This is a genomic window from Deinococcus radiotolerans (genome assembly GCF_014647435.1).
Taxonomy (GTDB): domain Bacteria; phylum Deinococcota; class Deinococci; order Deinococcales; family Deinococcaceae; genus Deinococcus; species Deinococcus radiotolerans.
Window position 1 is genome coordinate 1186594 of sequence record NZ_BMPE01000001.1, and the last position, 15788, is coordinate 1202381.

Sequence of the window (15788 nt, forward strand, 5' to 3'; positions counted from 1 at the left end):
GGCGGATTTCCGTTCCGTTGACGCATGGCGCGCGGGGGCGGCTGGGGTCAGTGGGTGCGGGGGGGGCGGTTCAGGGCCGTCCAGAAGGCCTGGATGGTGCGCAGCGCCTCACGGAACTGCGTGAAGTCCAGGGGTTTGACGACGTAGGCGCTCGCGCCGTGCGCGTAGGATTCGCGGATGTCGCGGCTCTCGCCGCTGGTGGTGAGCATCACGACCGGCAGGCTCTGCAGGCCTGTCTCGGACCGGATGGCGTCCAGCACGGCGATGCCGTCCATCTGCGGCATGTTGAGGTCCAGCAGGATCAGGTCGGGCAACTGACCGTGATCCCGGGCGTCGCGCAGGACACCAAGGGCTTCGGGGCCGCTGTGGGCCACGCTGACCTCGGCGTCCCCGGCAGAGACGTCGTCCAGGGCGGTCAGGGCGAGTTCTATGTCGTTGGGGTTGTCGTCGATGATCAGGATTCTGCGGTTCACGGGGCCTCCCGGTGGGGTGAGGTCGCCTTCCGGGAGGCGCCGCGCCTCCCACTGACCCGCAGCATAGCAAAGCTGATGAGCCTTTCCTAAACTCGATTTAACGTTAGGCGATTCGGCCTAGGGCCAGCCGACAGGTCAGGCAGCCGACTGGGCAGGCCCCCACTGGCCGGGCGGGGCAGCGCGTAGACTGCGCCCCATGTTGACCAAGCGCATCATTCCCTGCCTGGACGTCCAGAATGGACGGGTGGTGAAGAACGTCCGGTTCTTCGAGAACCACCGCGACGCGGGCGACCCCCTGGCGCTCGCGCAGGCGTACGAGGCGCAGCAGGCCGACGAGCTGGTCTTCTACGACATCACCGCCACGCATGAGGGCCGCAGCCTGATGCTGGACGTTGCCGCGCGGGTGGCCGAGCAGGTTATGATGCCCCTGACCGTGGGCGGCGGCGTGAATCACCTCTCGGATTTCCGCGCTCTGCTCCTGGCGGGCGCGGACAAGATCAGCGTGAACAGCGGCGCCCTGAGCCGCCCCGAACTGATCCGCGAGGCCAGTGACCATTACGGCGCGCAGTGCGTGATGCTCAGCATTGACGCCAAACGCCGCTCCGGTGGCGGCTGGAACGTGTACCGCGCGGGCGGCCGCGTGGACACCGGCCTGGACCTGATCGAATGGGCCACGCGCGGGCAGGCGCTCGGCGCTGGTGAGATCTGCCTGAACGTCATGGACGCCGACGGCACCCGGGACGGCTTCGCGCTGGACGCCACGCGCGCCGTGGCCCGCGCCGTGGACCTGCCGGTCATCGCCTCCGGTGGCGCCGGGAAACTGGAGGACTTCCGCGACGTGCTGCGCGCCGGGGATCTGGGCGGCAACGCCGACGCCGCGCTGGCCGCCAGCGTCTTCCACTTCGGCGAGCTGACCGTCCCGCAGGTCAAGGCGTACCTCAGGGGCGAGGGGCTGCCGGTGCGGCCCGACTGGCACGACACGCACCGCCTCTGAACTTCACCCTGTTCTCTTCTGGCCTCTGGAGGGCCTGACATGACCTCCCCCATCACCCTGGACTCCCTGAACTTCGATCCTCAGACCGGCCTGATTCCGGTCGTCACCCAGGACGCCCGCAGCGGCGCCGTCCTGATGCAGGCCTGGGCGGACCGCGCCGCCGTGCAGCGCACCCTGGACACCCGCGAGGCCACGTACTGGTCCCGTTCCCGCCGCGAACAGTGGGTCAAGGGCGCCACGAGCGGCCACACCCAGCAGGTCGTGGACGTGCAGGCCGACTGCGACGCCGACAGCCTGCTGTACCGCGTGCATCAGACCGGCCCGGCGTGCCACACGGGCGCGTACTCCTGCTACCACCAGCCGCTGCTGACCGGCGACGCCCCACCTGCCGGGCTGGACGGCACGCTGGACCGCGTGTACGCCACCATCACCGAGCGGCTGGCCACGCTGCCCGAGACCAGTTACGTGGCCCGCCTGCACGCCGGCGGCCTGGACCGCGTACTGAAGAAGATCAGCGAGGAGAGCGGCGAGGTGCTGCTGGCCGCCAAGAACGCCGACCGGGCCGAACTGGCCACCGAGGTCGCCGACCTGCTGTTCCACACGCTGTTCGCCATGGCCGAAGTGGGCGTCAGCCCCGCCGACGTGGCCGCCGTGCTTCAGGAACGCGAGGGCCGCACCGGCCTGAAAGGCCCGAAAGAGGTCGGCTGAGCCGGCCGCGCGCCGTCAGAACAGGCTGGGTTGCCGCGCTTCCTCGGGGACCTGGGGGAGCGCTTCGACTTTCACGAACTCCAGCCCGGCCGCCTGCGCGGCCTTCAGCGCCGGGACGGTGATGTCCGGCGCGGCGAGAATGCCCCGCACCACGGTGCCGGGCACCTGGGTGCGCACGGCGTCCACGTACCGGCCCAGCTGGTGCACGGCGTCATGCCCGGCCTTGCCGCGTTTGAGTTCCACGACCACGAAACGGCCCTGCGCGTCCCGCGCATACAGGTCGATGCCGCCCACCCCGACGAGCAGTTCACGGTCCAGCACGGTCAGGCCCGCCTCGATCAGGTGGGGCGCGCGGGCCAGCGCCTGCTGCATCTGCGCCTCGGTGCCCTGAAGCAGGAACAGCGCCTCGTCCGCAAGGTTCAGCGCGGTGACCTGCGCGCAGCCGATCACGCGGACCTGCACCACCTCGGCGGGACTGCGGCGCTCGGCGTGCAGGACCACGCAGCCGCCCTCCAGTTCCGCCGAGAGGTGATCGGTGCGGGGCTGCCAGTTCACGGGCTTCACGCCCCGCGGCCCGTGCACCTGCAGCGACCCGTCCGGCTTGACGAGCAGCAGGCGGTCTCCGGCCTCGGCCATGCTGGTGGCCCGCCCGGCGTACAGCACCTCGACCTCACCGGCCAGGTGCAGGGTTACGCGGGCGTGCAGGTGGGCGCGCAGGAATGCCAGCAGGGCTTCAGGGGCAGGGTGGTTCAGGGACTCGATCAGCATGGTGTGGGGCGCAGGCCGCGCGGCGCAGCATAGTGCGCAGGCCGCCCCCATGACCAGCGCCCCCGTTCGCCGGTGGCCAGACACAACCAAGTCACAACGGTGAAGGCCGCATGAAGCCCAGCGGTGATCCGAGGAGCGGGCCCCCGCATAGCCCTGTTCAGCAGGCGTGACCACCACGGAGGCCACGCCGCTTCTGCCGCTGCCTGTCCCGCGATCCGCCGCCCTGAGTTCCGGCCCCGGAGGTCCCCCCATGAAACACGCCGCCCTGCTGAGCCTCGCCGCCCTGACCCTCGCCTCCTGCGCCATGACCCGCACCCCGGCCGCGCCCGCCGGGCAGGTGGCCTACGGCCTGGGCAGCAACACGCTGTACACCTTCGGCCTGGACAACCCTCAGGCCAGCCTGCGCAGCCTGACCATCAACGGGCTGGGCAACGGCGAAACGCTGGTTGACCTGGACGTCCGCAACACTGACGGGCAGCTGTACGGCGTGACCAGCAGCGGCAAGGTGTACCGGATTGACGCCACGACCGGCTGGACCACCGACGACAGCAGCGTCACCCTGAACGGAACGTCGGTCGTGGCCGTGGACTTCAACCCCGCCGCGAACCGCCTGCGCGTGCTCGGCACGGGCGACTTCAACGCGCGGCACACGCTGGCCGGCGCGCCGGTCCCCGCCACGACCGGCACCACCGCCGACGGTACCTTCGCGTACGCCCCGACCGATGTGAACGCCGGGAAGAACCCCAACCTGGTCGCGGCGGCGTACACGAACTCATTCAATGACACCGGGAAGGCCAACTCCGGCCAGTCCACCACGCTGTACTCCGTGGACGCCGATCTGGACGCCCTGATCACGCATCCGGCGGCGGGCGGTCCCACCTTCAACACCCTGCAGACCGTGGGGGCACTGGGCGTGAACGTCACGCCCGGCCGGACCGGACTGGACATCGCCGGGGCGAACCTGGCCGTGCTCAGTAGCGCCGGCGCGACGAACACCACGCTGTACACCGTCAACCTGACCAGCGGCCAGGCCACCCAGAAGGGCACTGTGAATGTGGCGTTGAGCAGCGTGGCGCTGAAACTCATGACGCCCTGATTCACTCCCGTCCGGGCGCGCGGAGGTCAGCCGAGCAGCAAGCTGGCCTCCGCGCGCGGCTCACCTGGCGAACGCTGAATGAGAAGTGTCGAAACGTGTGAATTTCGTCATACGAAAAGGCGCACACTGAGGGCAGCGCCGGGCCTCCGGGCCGCGCGGGCGTCCGGGGGTGACAGGCATGCAGGTGATTCAACTCAGTGATCCGCACGTCGATCATCGGTTCCCTCAGAAGGCCGCCGCGTTCGCGCGGGCGGTCGCGCACGTGAATACCATGCCGGTCCTGCCGGACGCCGTACTGATCACCGGGGACTGCGTGGAGCACGGGCGGCCCGACGAGTACGACCTGTTCGGAGAGCTGCTGAGCGCGCTGCGCGTCCCGGCCTTCATCGTGCCGGGCAACCACGACCACCGCGAGACGCTGCTCCAGCGGTACCCGCCGCCCACCCCGAACCTGCCGGGCTTCATGCAGTACGCCGTGGAGGATTTCCCGCTGCGCCTGATCGGCCTGGACACCCACCGGCCCGGGCAGGCGGGCGGGGCACTGGACCGCGCGCGGTTGGACTGGCTTGAGGCGCAGCTGCGCGAGGCGCCGGAGCGGCCCACGCTGCTGTTCATGCACCACCCGCCGCTGCACACGGGCCTGACGGTGATGGACGGCATGGACCTGCGCGGCCGGGAGGCGCTGTGCGACCTGCTGCTGGAACACCCGCAGGTGCTGCGCGTGGTGGCCGGGCACCTGCACATGAGCGTCACGGCGGGGTTCGCGCACACGACCGTGATGACCTGCCCCGGCACGGACGCCACCCTGAACCCCGACCTGAACCAGCCCGCGCAGCTGGTCGTGCAGCGTCAACCGCCCACGTGCCTGCTGCACCACTGGGCGCCCGAGACGGGCCTGAACACCTTCACGCAGGTGATCGCGCCGGCCCCCTGGCACGCCCTGTTCGACGGGTCAGCGTGGCATGACTTCGACCGGCCCAACGGCGCACCCGGCTCCTGACCGCGGCGGTCACGGGCCCGTCCGGGCCTCTGGCATAGTGTCGGGCGTGCCTGACGCTCTGTCCCCCGATGCCCCGAAAGACCAGTGGCGCCGCTGGGCGCGCGCCGTGCGGGCCGAGCAGCCGGACGTGTCCACCCCGGTCACGGCCGCCCTGCAAGCGTTTCTGACTGAGCTGAGCGCGCGGCGGGTCCTGGCCTACCGCGCCCTGAGTGGCGAGCCGGACGTGAGCGCCCTGAGCGGCGACTTCGAGCTGCTGGCGCCCCGCGCCCGCTTCCGGCCCGAGCCGCGCCTGACGCTGCACCCGTGGGACAGCGCGACGGAACTCAGCCGCTTCGGGGCGCTGCAACCACCCGCGGACGCGCCGCAGGTGCCGCTGGACGTGGTGGACGCGATCCTGCTGCCGGGACTGGCCTTTGACCGTGCGGGCGTGCGCCTGGGGTACGGGGGCGGATTCTACGACCGCCTGCTGCCCGCCTTCCGGGGCGTGACGGTCGGCGTGATCCAGCACGCGCTGCTGGTCCCGGAACTGCCGCGTGAGCCCCACGACCTGCCGGTGCACTGGCTGGTCACCGAGCGCGGCGCGCAGGCAACCGTGTGAACCTCTTCCTATTCACCGCGGGGGCGACCGTCCTCGCCGGCCTGCTAGACCGGCCACGTGAACACCAGCTCGCCGAGGCCGCGCTGATCGCTACGCTGGCCACCGAGGTGGCGCGTGACCACGCCGCGCGACCCCCGCGGGACACCCTGACGCTGCTGCTGGCCCTGGGCGCGGCAGCGCTGGGCGGCGTGACCATCGCCAGGTCCACTCACCAGCCGCACCCCCGCGGGAATCCCCGCGCGTTCCGGGGCGGCGCGGCGTGGTACGCGCTGGCCCAGCTGCTGACCGTCACGCTGCTGTGGCGGTGCGGCGCCCGGCCCCACGCGGGCGGGTGGCCTGCCCGCGCCGCCGGGCTGCTGCTGGGCGCCGGCCTGCTGATCCGGCACGACCCGGCCAGTCTGCCCGTCCTGAGTGGGTACGGGGCGCTGCTGAACGTCATGGCGCTGCTGACCGCCGATCCCCGCCTGGCCCACGAGCACCCGGAGGCCGCGCGCCTGCTGCGCCGGGGCGGGTGGCAGTTCGTGGCCTCCGACCTCCTGATCCTGGTGCGGCGCTCCCTCCTGCGAGGGCGACTGAGCCGCGCGCTGACCGAGGGCCTCATGCTGGCGCTGTACGCCGCTGCTCAGCGGAACCTCACGCAGGGCCTGCTGCGGCTCACGCGTCGATCCTGAGTTCCGCCTGCGCCTCGCCCGCACGGTCCGTGACGAGGGCGCGCGCCACCGCGTCTGCCGCCAGCGCGCCGCGCGGCACGCGCCCCACCTGCGCCCACAGGCCCGTCTCCACTGCGGGCGGCAGCACCAGCGTGAGGCCCACGCCCCGGTGCTCCAGCCGCGCGACCTCCGCCGCGCGCGCCAGCGCCGCCTTGCTCGCCGCGTACTGACTGAATCCTCGCGCGGTCACCAGTTCCGGCCGCGCGCCCAGCAGGTACACCCGTCCGCCCGGCGCGAGCCGCCCCAGCCCATATTTCAGCGTCCACAGCGCCCCGAAGTAATTCGCGTTCCACACCGCGCGGACGTGCGTGGGGTCCGCGTCCCGCAGCGGTTCCGGATGGGCCGCGCCCGCCGCGTACACCAGGGTGTCCAGCTCCGGGGCGGCGTCCAGCAGCGTGCGGACGTGACTCTCAAAACCCACATCCGCCGCACGACCGACCGCGCCCAATTCAGCCGCCAGGGCGGCCAGTCGCGCCTCGTTGCGCCCGGAGAGGGTCAGCGTGTGCCCTGCGGCCGCAAAGGCCCGCGCCGTCGCCGCGCCGATCCCGCCCGTCGCGCCCAGAATCAGGGTGTGCATGCCGGTAGTAAGCGACGCCCAGCGCGCCGGGACCGTCGGCTGGAACACCGAATCAACCTGGCAGCCGTCCTTCAGCTGGGCGACAGGTGATCCCGGATGGCCCGCGCCTGCGCCTCGAATCCCGCCTGCACCCACCGTACGGGCACGAAGGCGGCCGCCGGACCGTGGAAGACCTCCTTGGTGGCATAGGCCGTGTCGCCGTTCGGCAGTTGCCGGAGCGTCTGCACCCGCTCCGACCTCAGGAGGCCCCAGCGGGCCAGTGGGCTGTCGTACCGCCACGCGACGAGCGCTGCGCCGTCAGCGGGAGGCTGCACGCGCGTGACCTGCTCATCGGAATACATGAACCGGCCCCCAGGCCAGGGGAGCTTGAAGCGCATCCGCACGCCCTCGGCCGCGCGGCTGGCACCCGTGACCTCCACCACGAACGGATTCCAGCGTCCGTAGGCACTGAAATCCACCAGCAGCTCGAAGGCCCGCTCCAGGGGGGCCTGCACGGTGATCTCGGCACGGGCGACACGGGGCATGAGCGAGTCTACCGGGTGGTGCCGCCCCGTGGCACCTCAGCAGGCCCCACGCCGACGGTGAGCCACACCTTGTCCGTTCGGAGCGAGCAGTAGACATTGGCCACTGAACCAGGACGGACCGCGCTGTTCAGATCGAGTGAACCCGCATCAGCCTCAGTCGCAGGACACGGCGCTGTGCGGGTCGCGGGCCAACGCCACCACGCGCCGCACCTGATCCGGCAGGTTGCGCGGCAGGCTCAGGGGCGGCAGGGCGTCCATGGGGAAGAAGGCGCTGTCCAGTGTCTCCAGGTTCTCCGCGTGGGCCGCGTCCCCGACGCCCGTCAGGTCGCACTGCACGAACAGCTTGTACACCGCCCACAGGTCCGGCGGGTGCGGATGCTGCGCCTTGTCCATCACGGCCAGCAGGCGCGCGGCGCGTACCGTGTGCCCGGTCTCCTCGAACACCTCGCGCACGGCGATCTGGGTGGGGCTCTCACCGGGGTCGGCCCACCCGCCGGGGAGGCTCCAGGCTCCGTCGCTGCGCTCGCGGGTCAGCAGGACCTCGCCCGCCGCGTTCAGCACGACGGCCCGCACGTCCACCTTCGGCGTCAGGTACCCCTCCTCCACGCGCAGCAGCCCGGTGATGGTGGCGGGGGTCTGCCCGGTCTGCTCGGCCAGCAGCTCGGCGGTCAGGTCCCGCAGCCGCGCGAAGCGCGTCAGGTCGAACGGATCGCGGGAGTACGTCAGGCCCTCCTGCGCGAGGGCCTGAAGTTCCCGGAGTTGCGCGAGGGTCGGCATGCCCGTCACTCTACGTGGCCGCCCCGCCGCTCAGCGGCCACGCCTGCACGGGCTGGTAGGCGCCGCCCGGGCCGGGCTTACGCATCCAGACGAGTTCGGTGGCCGTGAAGGTCAGGGGCTGGGGGAAGGTCTGCCCCGCCGCGTCCAGCAGCGCATTCAGGCTTGCGTCCCGCCGCCCCAGGGCGAGCGTGAGGTGCGGGGTCATCTGCGGCCCTTCGTACTCGAAGCGGCGCGCAGGGCGCAGGGCGTCCAGCAGGGCGAGGTGCAGCCGCACAGACCCAGGGCTGCGGGCGGGCAGGTACAGGGCACTGCCATTCGGGAACACGCGCGGCGCGAGGAGTTCGACCGGGATGGGCGGGGTCGCCGCCGCCACCGCCGGGAGCAGTTCCAGCCAGCGCAGGTCGTCCTTCAGGCCACTGCGGGCCTTGACCGTGATGTGCGGCACCGCCGCCGCGTCGCGCACGCCGTGGGCCTCCCGGAACGCCACGATGCGGGCCTCGATCTCCGGCGGAGGCCGCAGCGCCAGCAGGTACGAGGGGCTCACGGGATGGACCGCCTGACGGGAACTGACGGGCCGGTCACCGGGCTGGCCCAGCTCAGTTTTTTATCCTGTGGAACGCCATTTTTCATAGATTTCACAGCTCAGCGTACACCCCCCAGGCGTCCAGACGGCCCGGACGCTCCGGGGGTGGGTCGGCTACAGTTTCAGGTGTGAACCAGTCCCCCACCGAGCCGCTGAAGCGGACGCCCCTGCATGCCGCGCACCTGCGCGCCGGAGCCCGAATGGTGCCCTTCGGCGGGTGGGACATGCCCGTGCAGTACGCGGGCGTGAAAGCCGAACACGACGCCGTGCGCAACGCCGCCGGTGTGTTCGACGTGTCCCACATGGGCGAATTCCGCGTGCAGGGTGCGGGTGCGCTGGCGTTCCTGCAGCACGTCACCACCAACGACGTCAGCAAACTCAAGCCCGGCCGCGCGCAGTACAACTGGCTGCCCGGCGTGTCCGGCGGCCTCGTGGACGACATCTACATCTACATGGTCGCGCCAGACGAGTACCTGACGGTCGTGAACGCCAGCAACATCGCCAAGGACTGGGCGCACCTCCAGCAGCATGCGGGCGAGTTCGACGTCACCCTGACCGACGAGAGCGACCGCTGGGCCCTCCTGGCCGTGCAGGGTCCTCAGACCGAGAGCCTGCTGCAACCCCACACCGGCACCGACCTGAGCGCCAAGAAGAAGAACGCCTTCTTCCCCGCCAAACTGTTCGGTTTCGACGTGATGCTGGCCCGCACCGGGTACACCGGTGAGGACGGCTTCGAAGTGTTCACGGACGCCAGCGAAGCCGAAACAGTCTGGGACAAACTCCTGGCGATCGGCCTGACGCCCGCCGGACTGGGCGCGCGCGACACCCTGCGCCTCGAAGCAGGCTTCCCCCTCTACGGGCACGAATTCAGTGACACCATTCACCCGCTGAGCAGCACGTACAGCTGGGTCGTGAAGGACAAGACCCACGTCGGCCACGAGCACATCCGCATGGCCCCCACCCAGACCCTCATCGGCCTGAAACTGGAGCGCGTGCCCGTGCGCGAGGGCTACCCCGTCAAGGTCGGCGGTGAAGTCGTCGGTCACGTCACCAGCGGCACGAGCAGCCCCACCTTCGGGCACCCCATCGCCATGGCCCTCGTGAACGCCGAGCACGCCGGAGCCGACATCTTCGATGTGGAAGTGCGCGGCAAGGACCACCCCGCCACCCGCGTCGCGCTGCCCTTCTACAAACGCTGACCCGCCGCCCACGTAGGCCCGCACACACCCCCCGCGCCTGAAACCCGGAGAATACGACCATGACCACCACCCCCACCGAACTGAAGTACGCCGCCTCCCACGAATGGCTCGCCGCTGATGGCACCGTCGGCATCACCGACTTCGCGCAGGAGCAGCTGGGCGACGTCGTGTACGTCGAACTGCCCGAAGTGGGCCGCGTCGTCGAGGCCGGCGAGACCATCGCCGTCGTCGAGAGCGTCAAGACCGCCTCTGACATCTACGCGCCCGCCAGCGGCACCATCGTCGCCGTGAACGACGCCCTGAGCGGCACCCCCGAACTCGTGAACAGCGCCCCCTACGAGGGCGGCTGGCTGTTCAAACTCGACGTGACCGGCGAGGGCGACCTGATGGACGCCGCCGCGTACGAAGCCGCGAACAACTGACCTGAACGGGTGACCGGGAGCGCCACTCGGTGGCCCCCTCACCCCCAGCCCCTCTCTGCTTCGCAGCTCGTTGAGTCCCACAGGGGGAGAGGGGGTTCAACATTCTTTTTCTCCCTCTCCCCCTTTGGGAGAGGGCCGGGGTGAGGGGACGTGTGACCCGCTTCACCGCCCCACCCCCAGGAGTACTTCATGACCCGTTCCCTGACTGATCTGCTTCAGACCGCTGATTTCCTTGACCGTCACGTCGGCCCGACCGCCGCCGAGCAGGCCGCCATGCTCGCCGAACTGGGCGTGGGCAGCCTGGATGAACTGAGCGACACGACCCTGCCCGAAAGCATCCGCTTCACGGGTGACCTGAACGTGGGCGGCCCGGTCACGGAAGCGCAGGCGCTGGCCGACCTGAAGGCGGTCGCGGCGAAGAACAAGGTGTTCCGCAGTTACATCGGCATGGGGTACAGCGGCACGCACACGCCGGGCGTGATCCTGCGGAACATGCTGGAGAACCCCGGCTGGTACACCGCGTACACGCCGTACCAGGCGGAGATCAGCCAGGGTCGCCTGGAGATGCTGCTGAACTTCCAGCAGGCGATCATGGACCTGACCGCCATGCCCGTCTGCAACGCCAGCCTGCTGGACGAGGCGACCGCCGCCGCCGAGGCCATGACCCTCGCCAAGCGGGCGGGCAAGAGCAAAGGCAGCACGCTGTACGTCGCGCAGGACGTGCACCCGCAGACCATCGACGTGATCCGCACCCGCGCAGAGTACTTCGGGTACGACATCGTCACCGGACCCGCCGACGCCGAACTGCCCGAAGGCACCTTCGCGGCGCTCGTGCAGACGCCCGGCACGTACGGCGACCTGCACGACCTCTCCCCCATCGCCGAGCGCGTCCACGCCAGCGGCGGGCTGCTGATCGCCGCGACCGACCTCCTCGCCAGTGCCCTCGTGAAACCCGTGGGTGAGATGGGCGCGGACATCGTGATCGGCAGCGCGCAGCGCTTCGGCGTCCCCATGGGCTTCGGCGGGCCGCACGCGGCGTTCCTGGCGTGCCGCAGCGACTTCCAGCGCAGCATGCCCGGCCGCGTGATCGGCGTCAGCAAGGACGTCACGGGCCGCCCCGCGCTGCGCATGGCGATGCAGACGCGCGAGCAGCACATCCGCCGCGAGAAGGCCACCAGCAACATCTGCACCGCGCAGGCCCTCCTGGCGAACATGGCCGCCGCGTACGCCGTCTACCACGGCCCCGAAGGCATCCGCACCATTGCCGAGCGCACGCACCGCCTGACCGGCATCCTGGCCGCCGCGCTGCACGAGGGTGGGTTCGTCGTGAGCGAGTCGTTCTTCGACACCATCAGCTTCCACGGTGACGTGGACGCCATCCAGGCACGTGCCGAGGCGAAAGGCATCAACCTCCGCTACCACCGCTCCGAGGGTCGCGGCAGTGACGAGAACCGCGTCAGCGTCAGCCTGGACGAGACCGTCACCGTGGCCGACCTCGCGGACATCATCGAGGTCATCACGGGCAAAGCTGCCGACGTGCTGGCCCTGGACGGGCAGGCCGTGGACGGCATTCCCGCCGACCTGAAGCGCACCAGCGAGTACCTCTCGCACCCGGTGTTCAACACGCATCACAGCGAGCACGGCATGCTGCGCTACCTGAAGAGCCTGGAGAACAAGGATTACAGCCTGACGCACGGCATGATCCCGCTGGGCAGCTGCACCATGAAACTGAACGCCACCACGGAAATGATTCCCGTGACGTGGCCCGAGTTCGGCCAGCTGCACCCCTTCGCACCCGCCGACCAGACCGAGGGCTACGCGGAGATGCTGGCGGAACTGGAGGCGTGGCTGGCGGACATCACCGGGTACGACGCTGTGAGCCTCCAGCCGAACAGCGGTGCACAGGGCGAGTACGCAGGCCTGCTGGTCATCCGCAAGTACCACGAGAGTCGCGGCGAGGCGCACCGCACCATCTGCCTGATTCCCGCATCCGCGCACGGCACGAACCCCGCCAGCGCCGCCATGATGGGCATGCAGGTCGTCGTCGTGAAGACCGACGCGGACGGCAACATCGACATGGACGACCTGAAAGCCCAGGCGGAGAAGCACAGCGAGAACCTGGGCGCGCTGATGATCACGTACCCCAGCACGCACGGCGTGTACGAGGAACGCGTGACCGAAGCGTGCGAACTGATCCACCAGCACGGCGGGCAGGTTTACCTGGACGGCGCGAACATGAACGCCCAGGTCGGCCTGACCAAACCCGGCCTCATCGGCAGCGACGTTTCTCACCTGAACCTGCACAAGACCTTCGCCATTCCCCACGGAGGCGGCGGCCCCGGCATGGGCCCCATCGGCGTCAAGGCTCACCTCGCCCCGTTCCTCCCGAACCACGCCGTGCGCCCCACCTCTGACAGCAGCACCGGGGCCGTCAGCGCCGCCCCGTACGGCAGCGCCAGCATCCTCCCCATCAGCTACCTGTACATCCGCCTGCTCGGCGCGCGCGGCCTGAAAGTCGCCACGCAGGTCGCCCTGCTGAACGCCAACTACATCGCCCACCACCTCAAAGGCGCGTTCCCCGTCCTGTACACCGGCCGCAACGACCGCGTCGCGCACGAGTGCATCATCGACCTGCGCCCCCTGAAGGCCGCCAGTGGCATCAGCGAGGAGGACGTCGCCAAGCGCCTCATGGACTACGGCTTCCACGCGCCCACCATGAGCTTCCCCGTGCCCGGCACGCTGATGATCGAACCGACCGAGAGTGAACCCAAAGCGGAACTCGACCGGTTCATCCAGGCCATGCTCGGCATTCGCCGCGAGATTCAGGACGTGCAGGACGACCTGATCACCGCCGCCGACAGCCCGCTGAAGCACGCGCCCCACACCCAGGCCGACCTGATCGACATGGACTGGAACCGCGCGTACAGCCGCGAAACCGCCGCCTACCCCACCAGCACGCAGAAACAATGGAAGTACTGGCCCAGCGTCAACCGCGTGGACAACGTCTACGGCGACAGAAACTTCGTGTGCAGCTGCCCACCTGTGGAGGACTGGGTCGAAGTCTAATCTCGTAATCTCGCCAGAAAACAAGATTAGGGTCAGATATTGCAATATCTGACCCTAATCTACTTATAAATTATATTTTAGACATCTTATCTTCTATCCAATCCAATTCACGTCTATAAAGCGCAATAGAATATATATCTAAAGGCTTAGCATGAGCATATGGCCTATCATTAAGAGTTTCAAAGGCGGATTTTAATTTTGACTGATCGGAAAATATAAATTCAAAAATTGACCACTCCTTACATATAATGTTTTTTAGCTCTATCCAGTAAAGTTTATCCATCAGTGCCTCTTTACTATATGCCGCAAGCTGCTTTCTCCTATCTTGAGAAAGGCAGCTCTTAATCCGATCGTCGGTAGTCTGCGATTTATCTTTTAGATAGCTAGCTCTTATAAAATTTAATATGAGTGAGCGCAAATTTGACTCAAGAATATTCATTCTCCGAGATAACAGTGCTAGTTCTTCAGCCCACTCTCCGAATTGAGCTTCATTCTTAGGGGTAACTATACCATCCGATTCAAATGTATTTTTATTTTTAAAGTAGTCTTGGATGGCATTTTCAAAGAGTGCACCCGAAAAAGAGTATTTTCCTGACTGCCTCTTCAATATACCGTATCTATGAAGCGTAAGTTCTTCGGAAGAGAGAATTTTGTGTCCAGATAAGAATTTTTCGCTAGCCAATTTGGTAGCCGGATCAACCCTAAAGAGATGTTTGATGGCAACAGATGAAGTTAGTATTCCATCCTCTTCTATATATGTCGCTAGTAGAACTTTTGCCTCTTCTTGCGAAAGATTATAAGGTTTGTCGCTATCAAGCAATTTCTGATGTATATATGAACCAGCTTTTCGCATCCAAAACGGAATATATCCACACTCTTTTGCGATCATCTCAGGAACAGATTCACCAAATCTAATACCACATAATAATCCTAATTCTCTTATCATAGACACGCTTGCGTTTTCCGAAAGTGGGGTTAGATAATTTTCTGGAATAAAAGAAAGGGCTGCGTTTTCCACACCTGATATAGATTCCTCTCTAAACCAAAAGCCAGATACACCACAAACAACCAATGAGACAATCTTACCCTGACGCTTCAGGTCTTGAAAAATGCTCCTAAAATTACGCCAAAACGGATTAAAATTTTTATTCCAAGAATTATTTGTTGGACTGCTAGGAGTTATATAGTCTATCTCATCAAATATAAATACGATACTCTTTGAACAGGCGATAATTTGCTTCAACAAGTTTTCAGACGCCGTTACAATATCAGGATTTCTATTCTTCGGTATAGATGGAGAAACATATGTTCTACTACCTGAATTTTGGATTGCTTCAGCGAGAGAGTTCATGAGTCCGGCATCATCACACATTGACACGGCATCTCTAGAACAATCGATCATAATGATTAATAAGTTGTCATGACTGGATAAATCATCTTTAATTCTATGTATCAATGATGTCTTGCCTATTTTTCTTATCCCTAAAAAGCTTTTTATTTCCCCTCTCACTATCTGCCTCGATATCTCCAAAGCCTCGTTTTTTCTACCAAAAAAACGGCCTTCTTCCGATACAGGGCCAGATACGTCGAATGGGTCGAATGAATAGAATTCATCAATTAAGTTCTTTTCAAATTCATTGATTTTTCCCAGCCTTTCATTAATGTAAATTGGAATAATCGATATTCCAGCCTCCCTACCCCATAATCTGAGTTTGGTATTCCCGGCAGGATCAGAGTGGATTATAACTACAGTATTAGACTCAACTCTACCCTCTAGTAATTCTATAATTTTTTTGGCGGCTTCAATTGTTCTGGGCTGCTGTTCAACGAATGAGGTCATTAAAACAAGAAGCTCTCGATTTACTCCAAAAGTTTCCCTAATTCTTTTTATTGGCTTTGAAATTGCAAAAGAATATAATCCCTTCTCATGTACATAATATTCGGGATTTCTAGTGATATCCATAACCCCATCAACGGAGCTTAGAAATGATTGACAGAGACTATCTATTAATCCTTTAGCCTGAGAATTCAGTAATCTATCAGGAATACCGATTGACATTGCTCAAACCTCCGTTTTTATTTCGCAAGATTTTCACCCCCATAATAAACCCAAATTCCGGGACAAGTCAGATCGTTTGAGAAAAAATTACTCATATCAACCGCGCCTATTCCACCAAAGTGGGCAGTTCGGCGGCGTAGTGCGCAAGTTACATGCGTTAAGGGCCGCCCCTGACTACCCTTCAAAACGGGACATGAGTGTGCTCAAGTTGCGCCAGGATGCGCCGGACGGATG

At 65.5% G+C, this 15788-nt stretch carries 16 protein-coding genes; 9 read left to right on the forward strand and 7 right to left on the reverse strand.

Features of this window, described 5'->3' with window-relative positions:
• Nucleotides 1-47 precede the first annotated feature (47 nt).
• Nucleotides 48-473 carry a response regulator gene (locus tag IEY63_RS05860; protein WP_189067959.1) on the reverse strand — a complete coding sequence of 142 codons (426 nt, stop codon included), beginning with the start codon at nt 471-473 and terminating at the stop codon, nt 48-50.
• A gap of 196 nt (nt 474-669) precedes the next feature.
• On the opposite strand from IEY63_RS05860, the gene hisF reads away from it, so the two are divergent.
• Nucleotides 670-1467 (forward strand): imidazole glycerol phosphate synthase subunit HisF, encoded by a 798-nt coding sequence (gene hisF, locus IEY63_RS05865; RefSeq protein ID WP_189067960.1) that lies wholly within the window; start codon nt 670-672, stop codon nt 1465-1467.
• A gap of 39 nt (nt 1468-1506) precedes the next feature.
• A complete protein-coding gene (gene hisIE / locus IEY63_RS05870; RefSeq protein ID WP_189067961.1) occupies nt 1507-2175 on the forward strand; it encodes a bifunctional phosphoribosyl-AMP cyclohydrolase/phosphoribosyl-ATP diphosphatase HisIE in 669 nt (222 codons plus the stop codon).
• A 15-nt stretch (nt 2176-2190) separates the two neighbouring features.
• Here hisIE and nucS read toward each other — a convergent pair whose 3' ends face one another.
• Nucleotides 2191-2943 (reverse strand): endonuclease NucS, encoded by a 753-nt coding sequence (gene nucS, locus IEY63_RS05875; protein WP_189067962.1) that lies wholly within the window; start codon nt 2941-2943, stop codon nt 2191-2193.
• A 250-nt stretch (nt 2944-3193) separates the two neighbouring features.
• On the opposite strand from nucS, the gene IEY63_RS05880 reads away from it, so the two are divergent.
• The 4 genes from IEY63_RS05880 to IEY63_RS05895 all read left to right on the forward strand — a co-directional run bounded on the left by IEY63_RS05880 (nt 3194) and on the right by IEY63_RS05895 (nt 6308).
• Nucleotides 3194-4039, forward strand: a complete 846-nt coding sequence (locus IEY63_RS05880; protein WP_189067963.1) for a DUF4394 domain-containing protein — start codon at nt 3194-3196, stop codon at nt 4037-4039.
• 178 nt (nt 4040-4217) lie between these two features.
• A complete protein-coding gene (locus IEY63_RS05885) occupies nt 4218-5039 on the forward strand; it encodes a metallophosphoesterase (protein ID WP_189067964.1) in 822 nt (273 codons plus the stop codon).
• Nucleotides 5040-5085: 46 nt separating this feature from the next.
• Nucleotides 5086-5637: a 5-formyltetrahydrofolate cyclo-ligase gene (locus IEY63_RS05890; protein ID WP_229784504.1), complete on the forward strand. Its 552-nt coding sequence runs from the start codon at nt 5086-5088 to the stop codon at nt 5635-5637.
• Nucleotides 5634-6308 carry a lysoplasmalogenase family protein gene (locus IEY63_RS05895; RefSeq protein ID WP_189067966.1) on the forward strand — a complete coding sequence of 225 codons (675 nt, stop codon included), beginning with the start codon at nt 5634-5636 and terminating at the stop codon, nt 6306-6308. Before IEY63_RS05890 ends, IEY63_RS05895 begins: the two co-directional genes overlap by 4 nt.
• Here IEY63_RS05895 and IEY63_RS05900 read toward each other — a convergent pair.
• The 4 genes from IEY63_RS05900 to IEY63_RS05915 form a co-directional block, all read right to left on the reverse strand.
• Nucleotides 6292-6924, reverse strand: coding sequence for an SDR family NAD(P)-dependent oxidoreductase (locus IEY63_RS05900; protein ID WP_189067967.1), 633 nt, complete (start codon nt 6922-6924; stop codon nt 6292-6294). The genes IEY63_RS05895 and IEY63_RS05900 overlap by 17 nt on opposite strands.
• 71 nt (nt 6925-6995) lie before the next feature.
• Complete coding sequence (locus IEY63_RS05905) at nt 6996-7448, reverse strand: SRPBCC domain-containing protein (RefSeq protein WP_189067968.1); 453 nt, start codon at nt 7446-7448, stop codon at nt 6996-6998.
• A 153-nt stretch (nt 7449-7601) separates the two neighbouring features.
• Nucleotides 7602-8225 (reverse strand): NUDIX hydrolase, encoded by a 624-nt coding sequence (locus IEY63_RS05910; RefSeq protein WP_189067969.1) that lies wholly within the window; start codon nt 8223-8225, stop codon nt 7602-7604.
• Nucleotides 8226-8235: 10 nt separating this feature from the next.
• Nucleotides 8236-8769: a 2'-5' RNA ligase family protein gene (locus tag IEY63_RS05915; protein ID WP_189067970.1), complete on the reverse strand. Its 534-nt coding sequence runs from the start codon at nt 8767-8769 to the stop codon at nt 8236-8238.
• 167 nt (nt 8770-8936) lie between these two features.
• Here IEY63_RS05915 and gcvT point away from each other — a divergent pair, with 167 nt between their 5' ends.
• From gcvT to gcvP, 3 genes are all read left to right on the forward strand, one after another.
• Nucleotides 8937-10007 carry a glycine cleavage system aminomethyltransferase GcvT gene (gene gcvT / locus IEY63_RS05920; protein ID WP_189067971.1) on the forward strand — a complete coding sequence of 357 codons (1071 nt, stop codon included), beginning with the start codon at nt 8937-8939 and terminating at the stop codon, nt 10005-10007.
• 59 nt (nt 10008-10066) lie between these two features.
• Nucleotides 10067-10429, forward strand: a complete 363-nt coding sequence (gene gcvH, locus IEY63_RS05925; RefSeq protein ID WP_189067972.1) for a glycine cleavage system protein GcvH — start codon at nt 10067-10069, stop codon at nt 10427-10429.
• Between the two features lie 189 nt (nt 10430-10618).
• Nucleotides 10619-13495, forward strand: a complete 2877-nt coding sequence (gene gcvP, locus IEY63_RS05930) for an aminomethyl-transferring glycine dehydrogenase (RefSeq protein ID WP_189067973.1) — start codon at nt 10619-10621, stop codon at nt 13493-13495.
• 70 nt (nt 13496-13565) lie between these two features.
• On the opposite strand, the gene IEY63_RS05935 is transcribed toward gcvP, so the two are convergent.
• Nucleotides 13566-15554 carry an ATP-binding protein gene (locus tag IEY63_RS05935; protein WP_189067974.1) on the reverse strand — a complete coding sequence of 663 codons (1989 nt, stop codon included), beginning with the start codon at nt 15552-15554 and terminating at the stop codon, nt 13566-13568.
• Nucleotides 15555-15788: the final 234 nt, after the last annotated feature.

Excerpts from the sequence above, each read along its gene's own strand:
- hisF (WP_189067960.1), top strand. The coding sequence starts at position 670 with ATGTTGACCAAGCGCATCATTCCCTGCCTGGACGTCCAGAATGGACGG.
- hisIE (WP_189067961.1), top strand. The coding sequence starts at position 1,507 with ATGACCTCCCCCATCACCCTGGACTCCCTGAACTTCGATCCTCAGACC.
- nucS (WP_189067962.1), bottom strand. The coding sequence starts at position 2,943 with ATGCTGATCGAGTCCCTGAACCACCCTGCCCCTGAAGCCCTGCTGGCA.
- IEY63_RS05880 (WP_189067963.1), top strand. The coding sequence starts at position 3,194 with ATGAAACACGCCGCCCTGCTGAGCCTCGCCGCCCTGACCCTCGCCTCC.
- IEY63_RS05885 (WP_189067964.1), top strand. The coding sequence starts at position 4,218 with ATGCAGGTGATTCAACTCAGTGATCCGCACGTCGATCATCGGTTCCCT.
- IEY63_RS05900 (WP_189067967.1), bottom strand. The coding sequence starts at position 6,924 with ATGCACACCCTGATTCTGGGCGCGACGGGCGGGATCGGCGCGGCGACG.
- IEY63_RS05905 (WP_189067968.1), bottom strand. The coding sequence starts at position 7,448 with ATGCCCCGTGTCGCCCGTGCCGAGATCACCGTGCAGGCCCCCCTGGAG.
- IEY63_RS05910 (WP_189067969.1), bottom strand. The coding sequence starts at position 8,225 with ATGCCGACCCTCGCGCAACTCCGGGAACTTCAGGCCCTCGCGCAGGAG.
- gcvH (WP_189067972.1), top strand. The coding sequence starts at position 10,067 with ATGACCACCACCCCCACCGAACTGAAGTACGCCGCCTCCCACGAATGG.
- gcvP (WP_189067973.1), top strand. The coding sequence starts at position 10,619 with ATGACCCGTTCCCTGACTGATCTGCTTCAGACCGCTGATTTCCTTGAC.
- IEY63_RS05935 (WP_189067974.1), bottom strand. The coding sequence starts at position 15,554 with ATGTCAATCGGTATTCCTGATAGATTACTGAATTCTCAGGCTAAAGGA.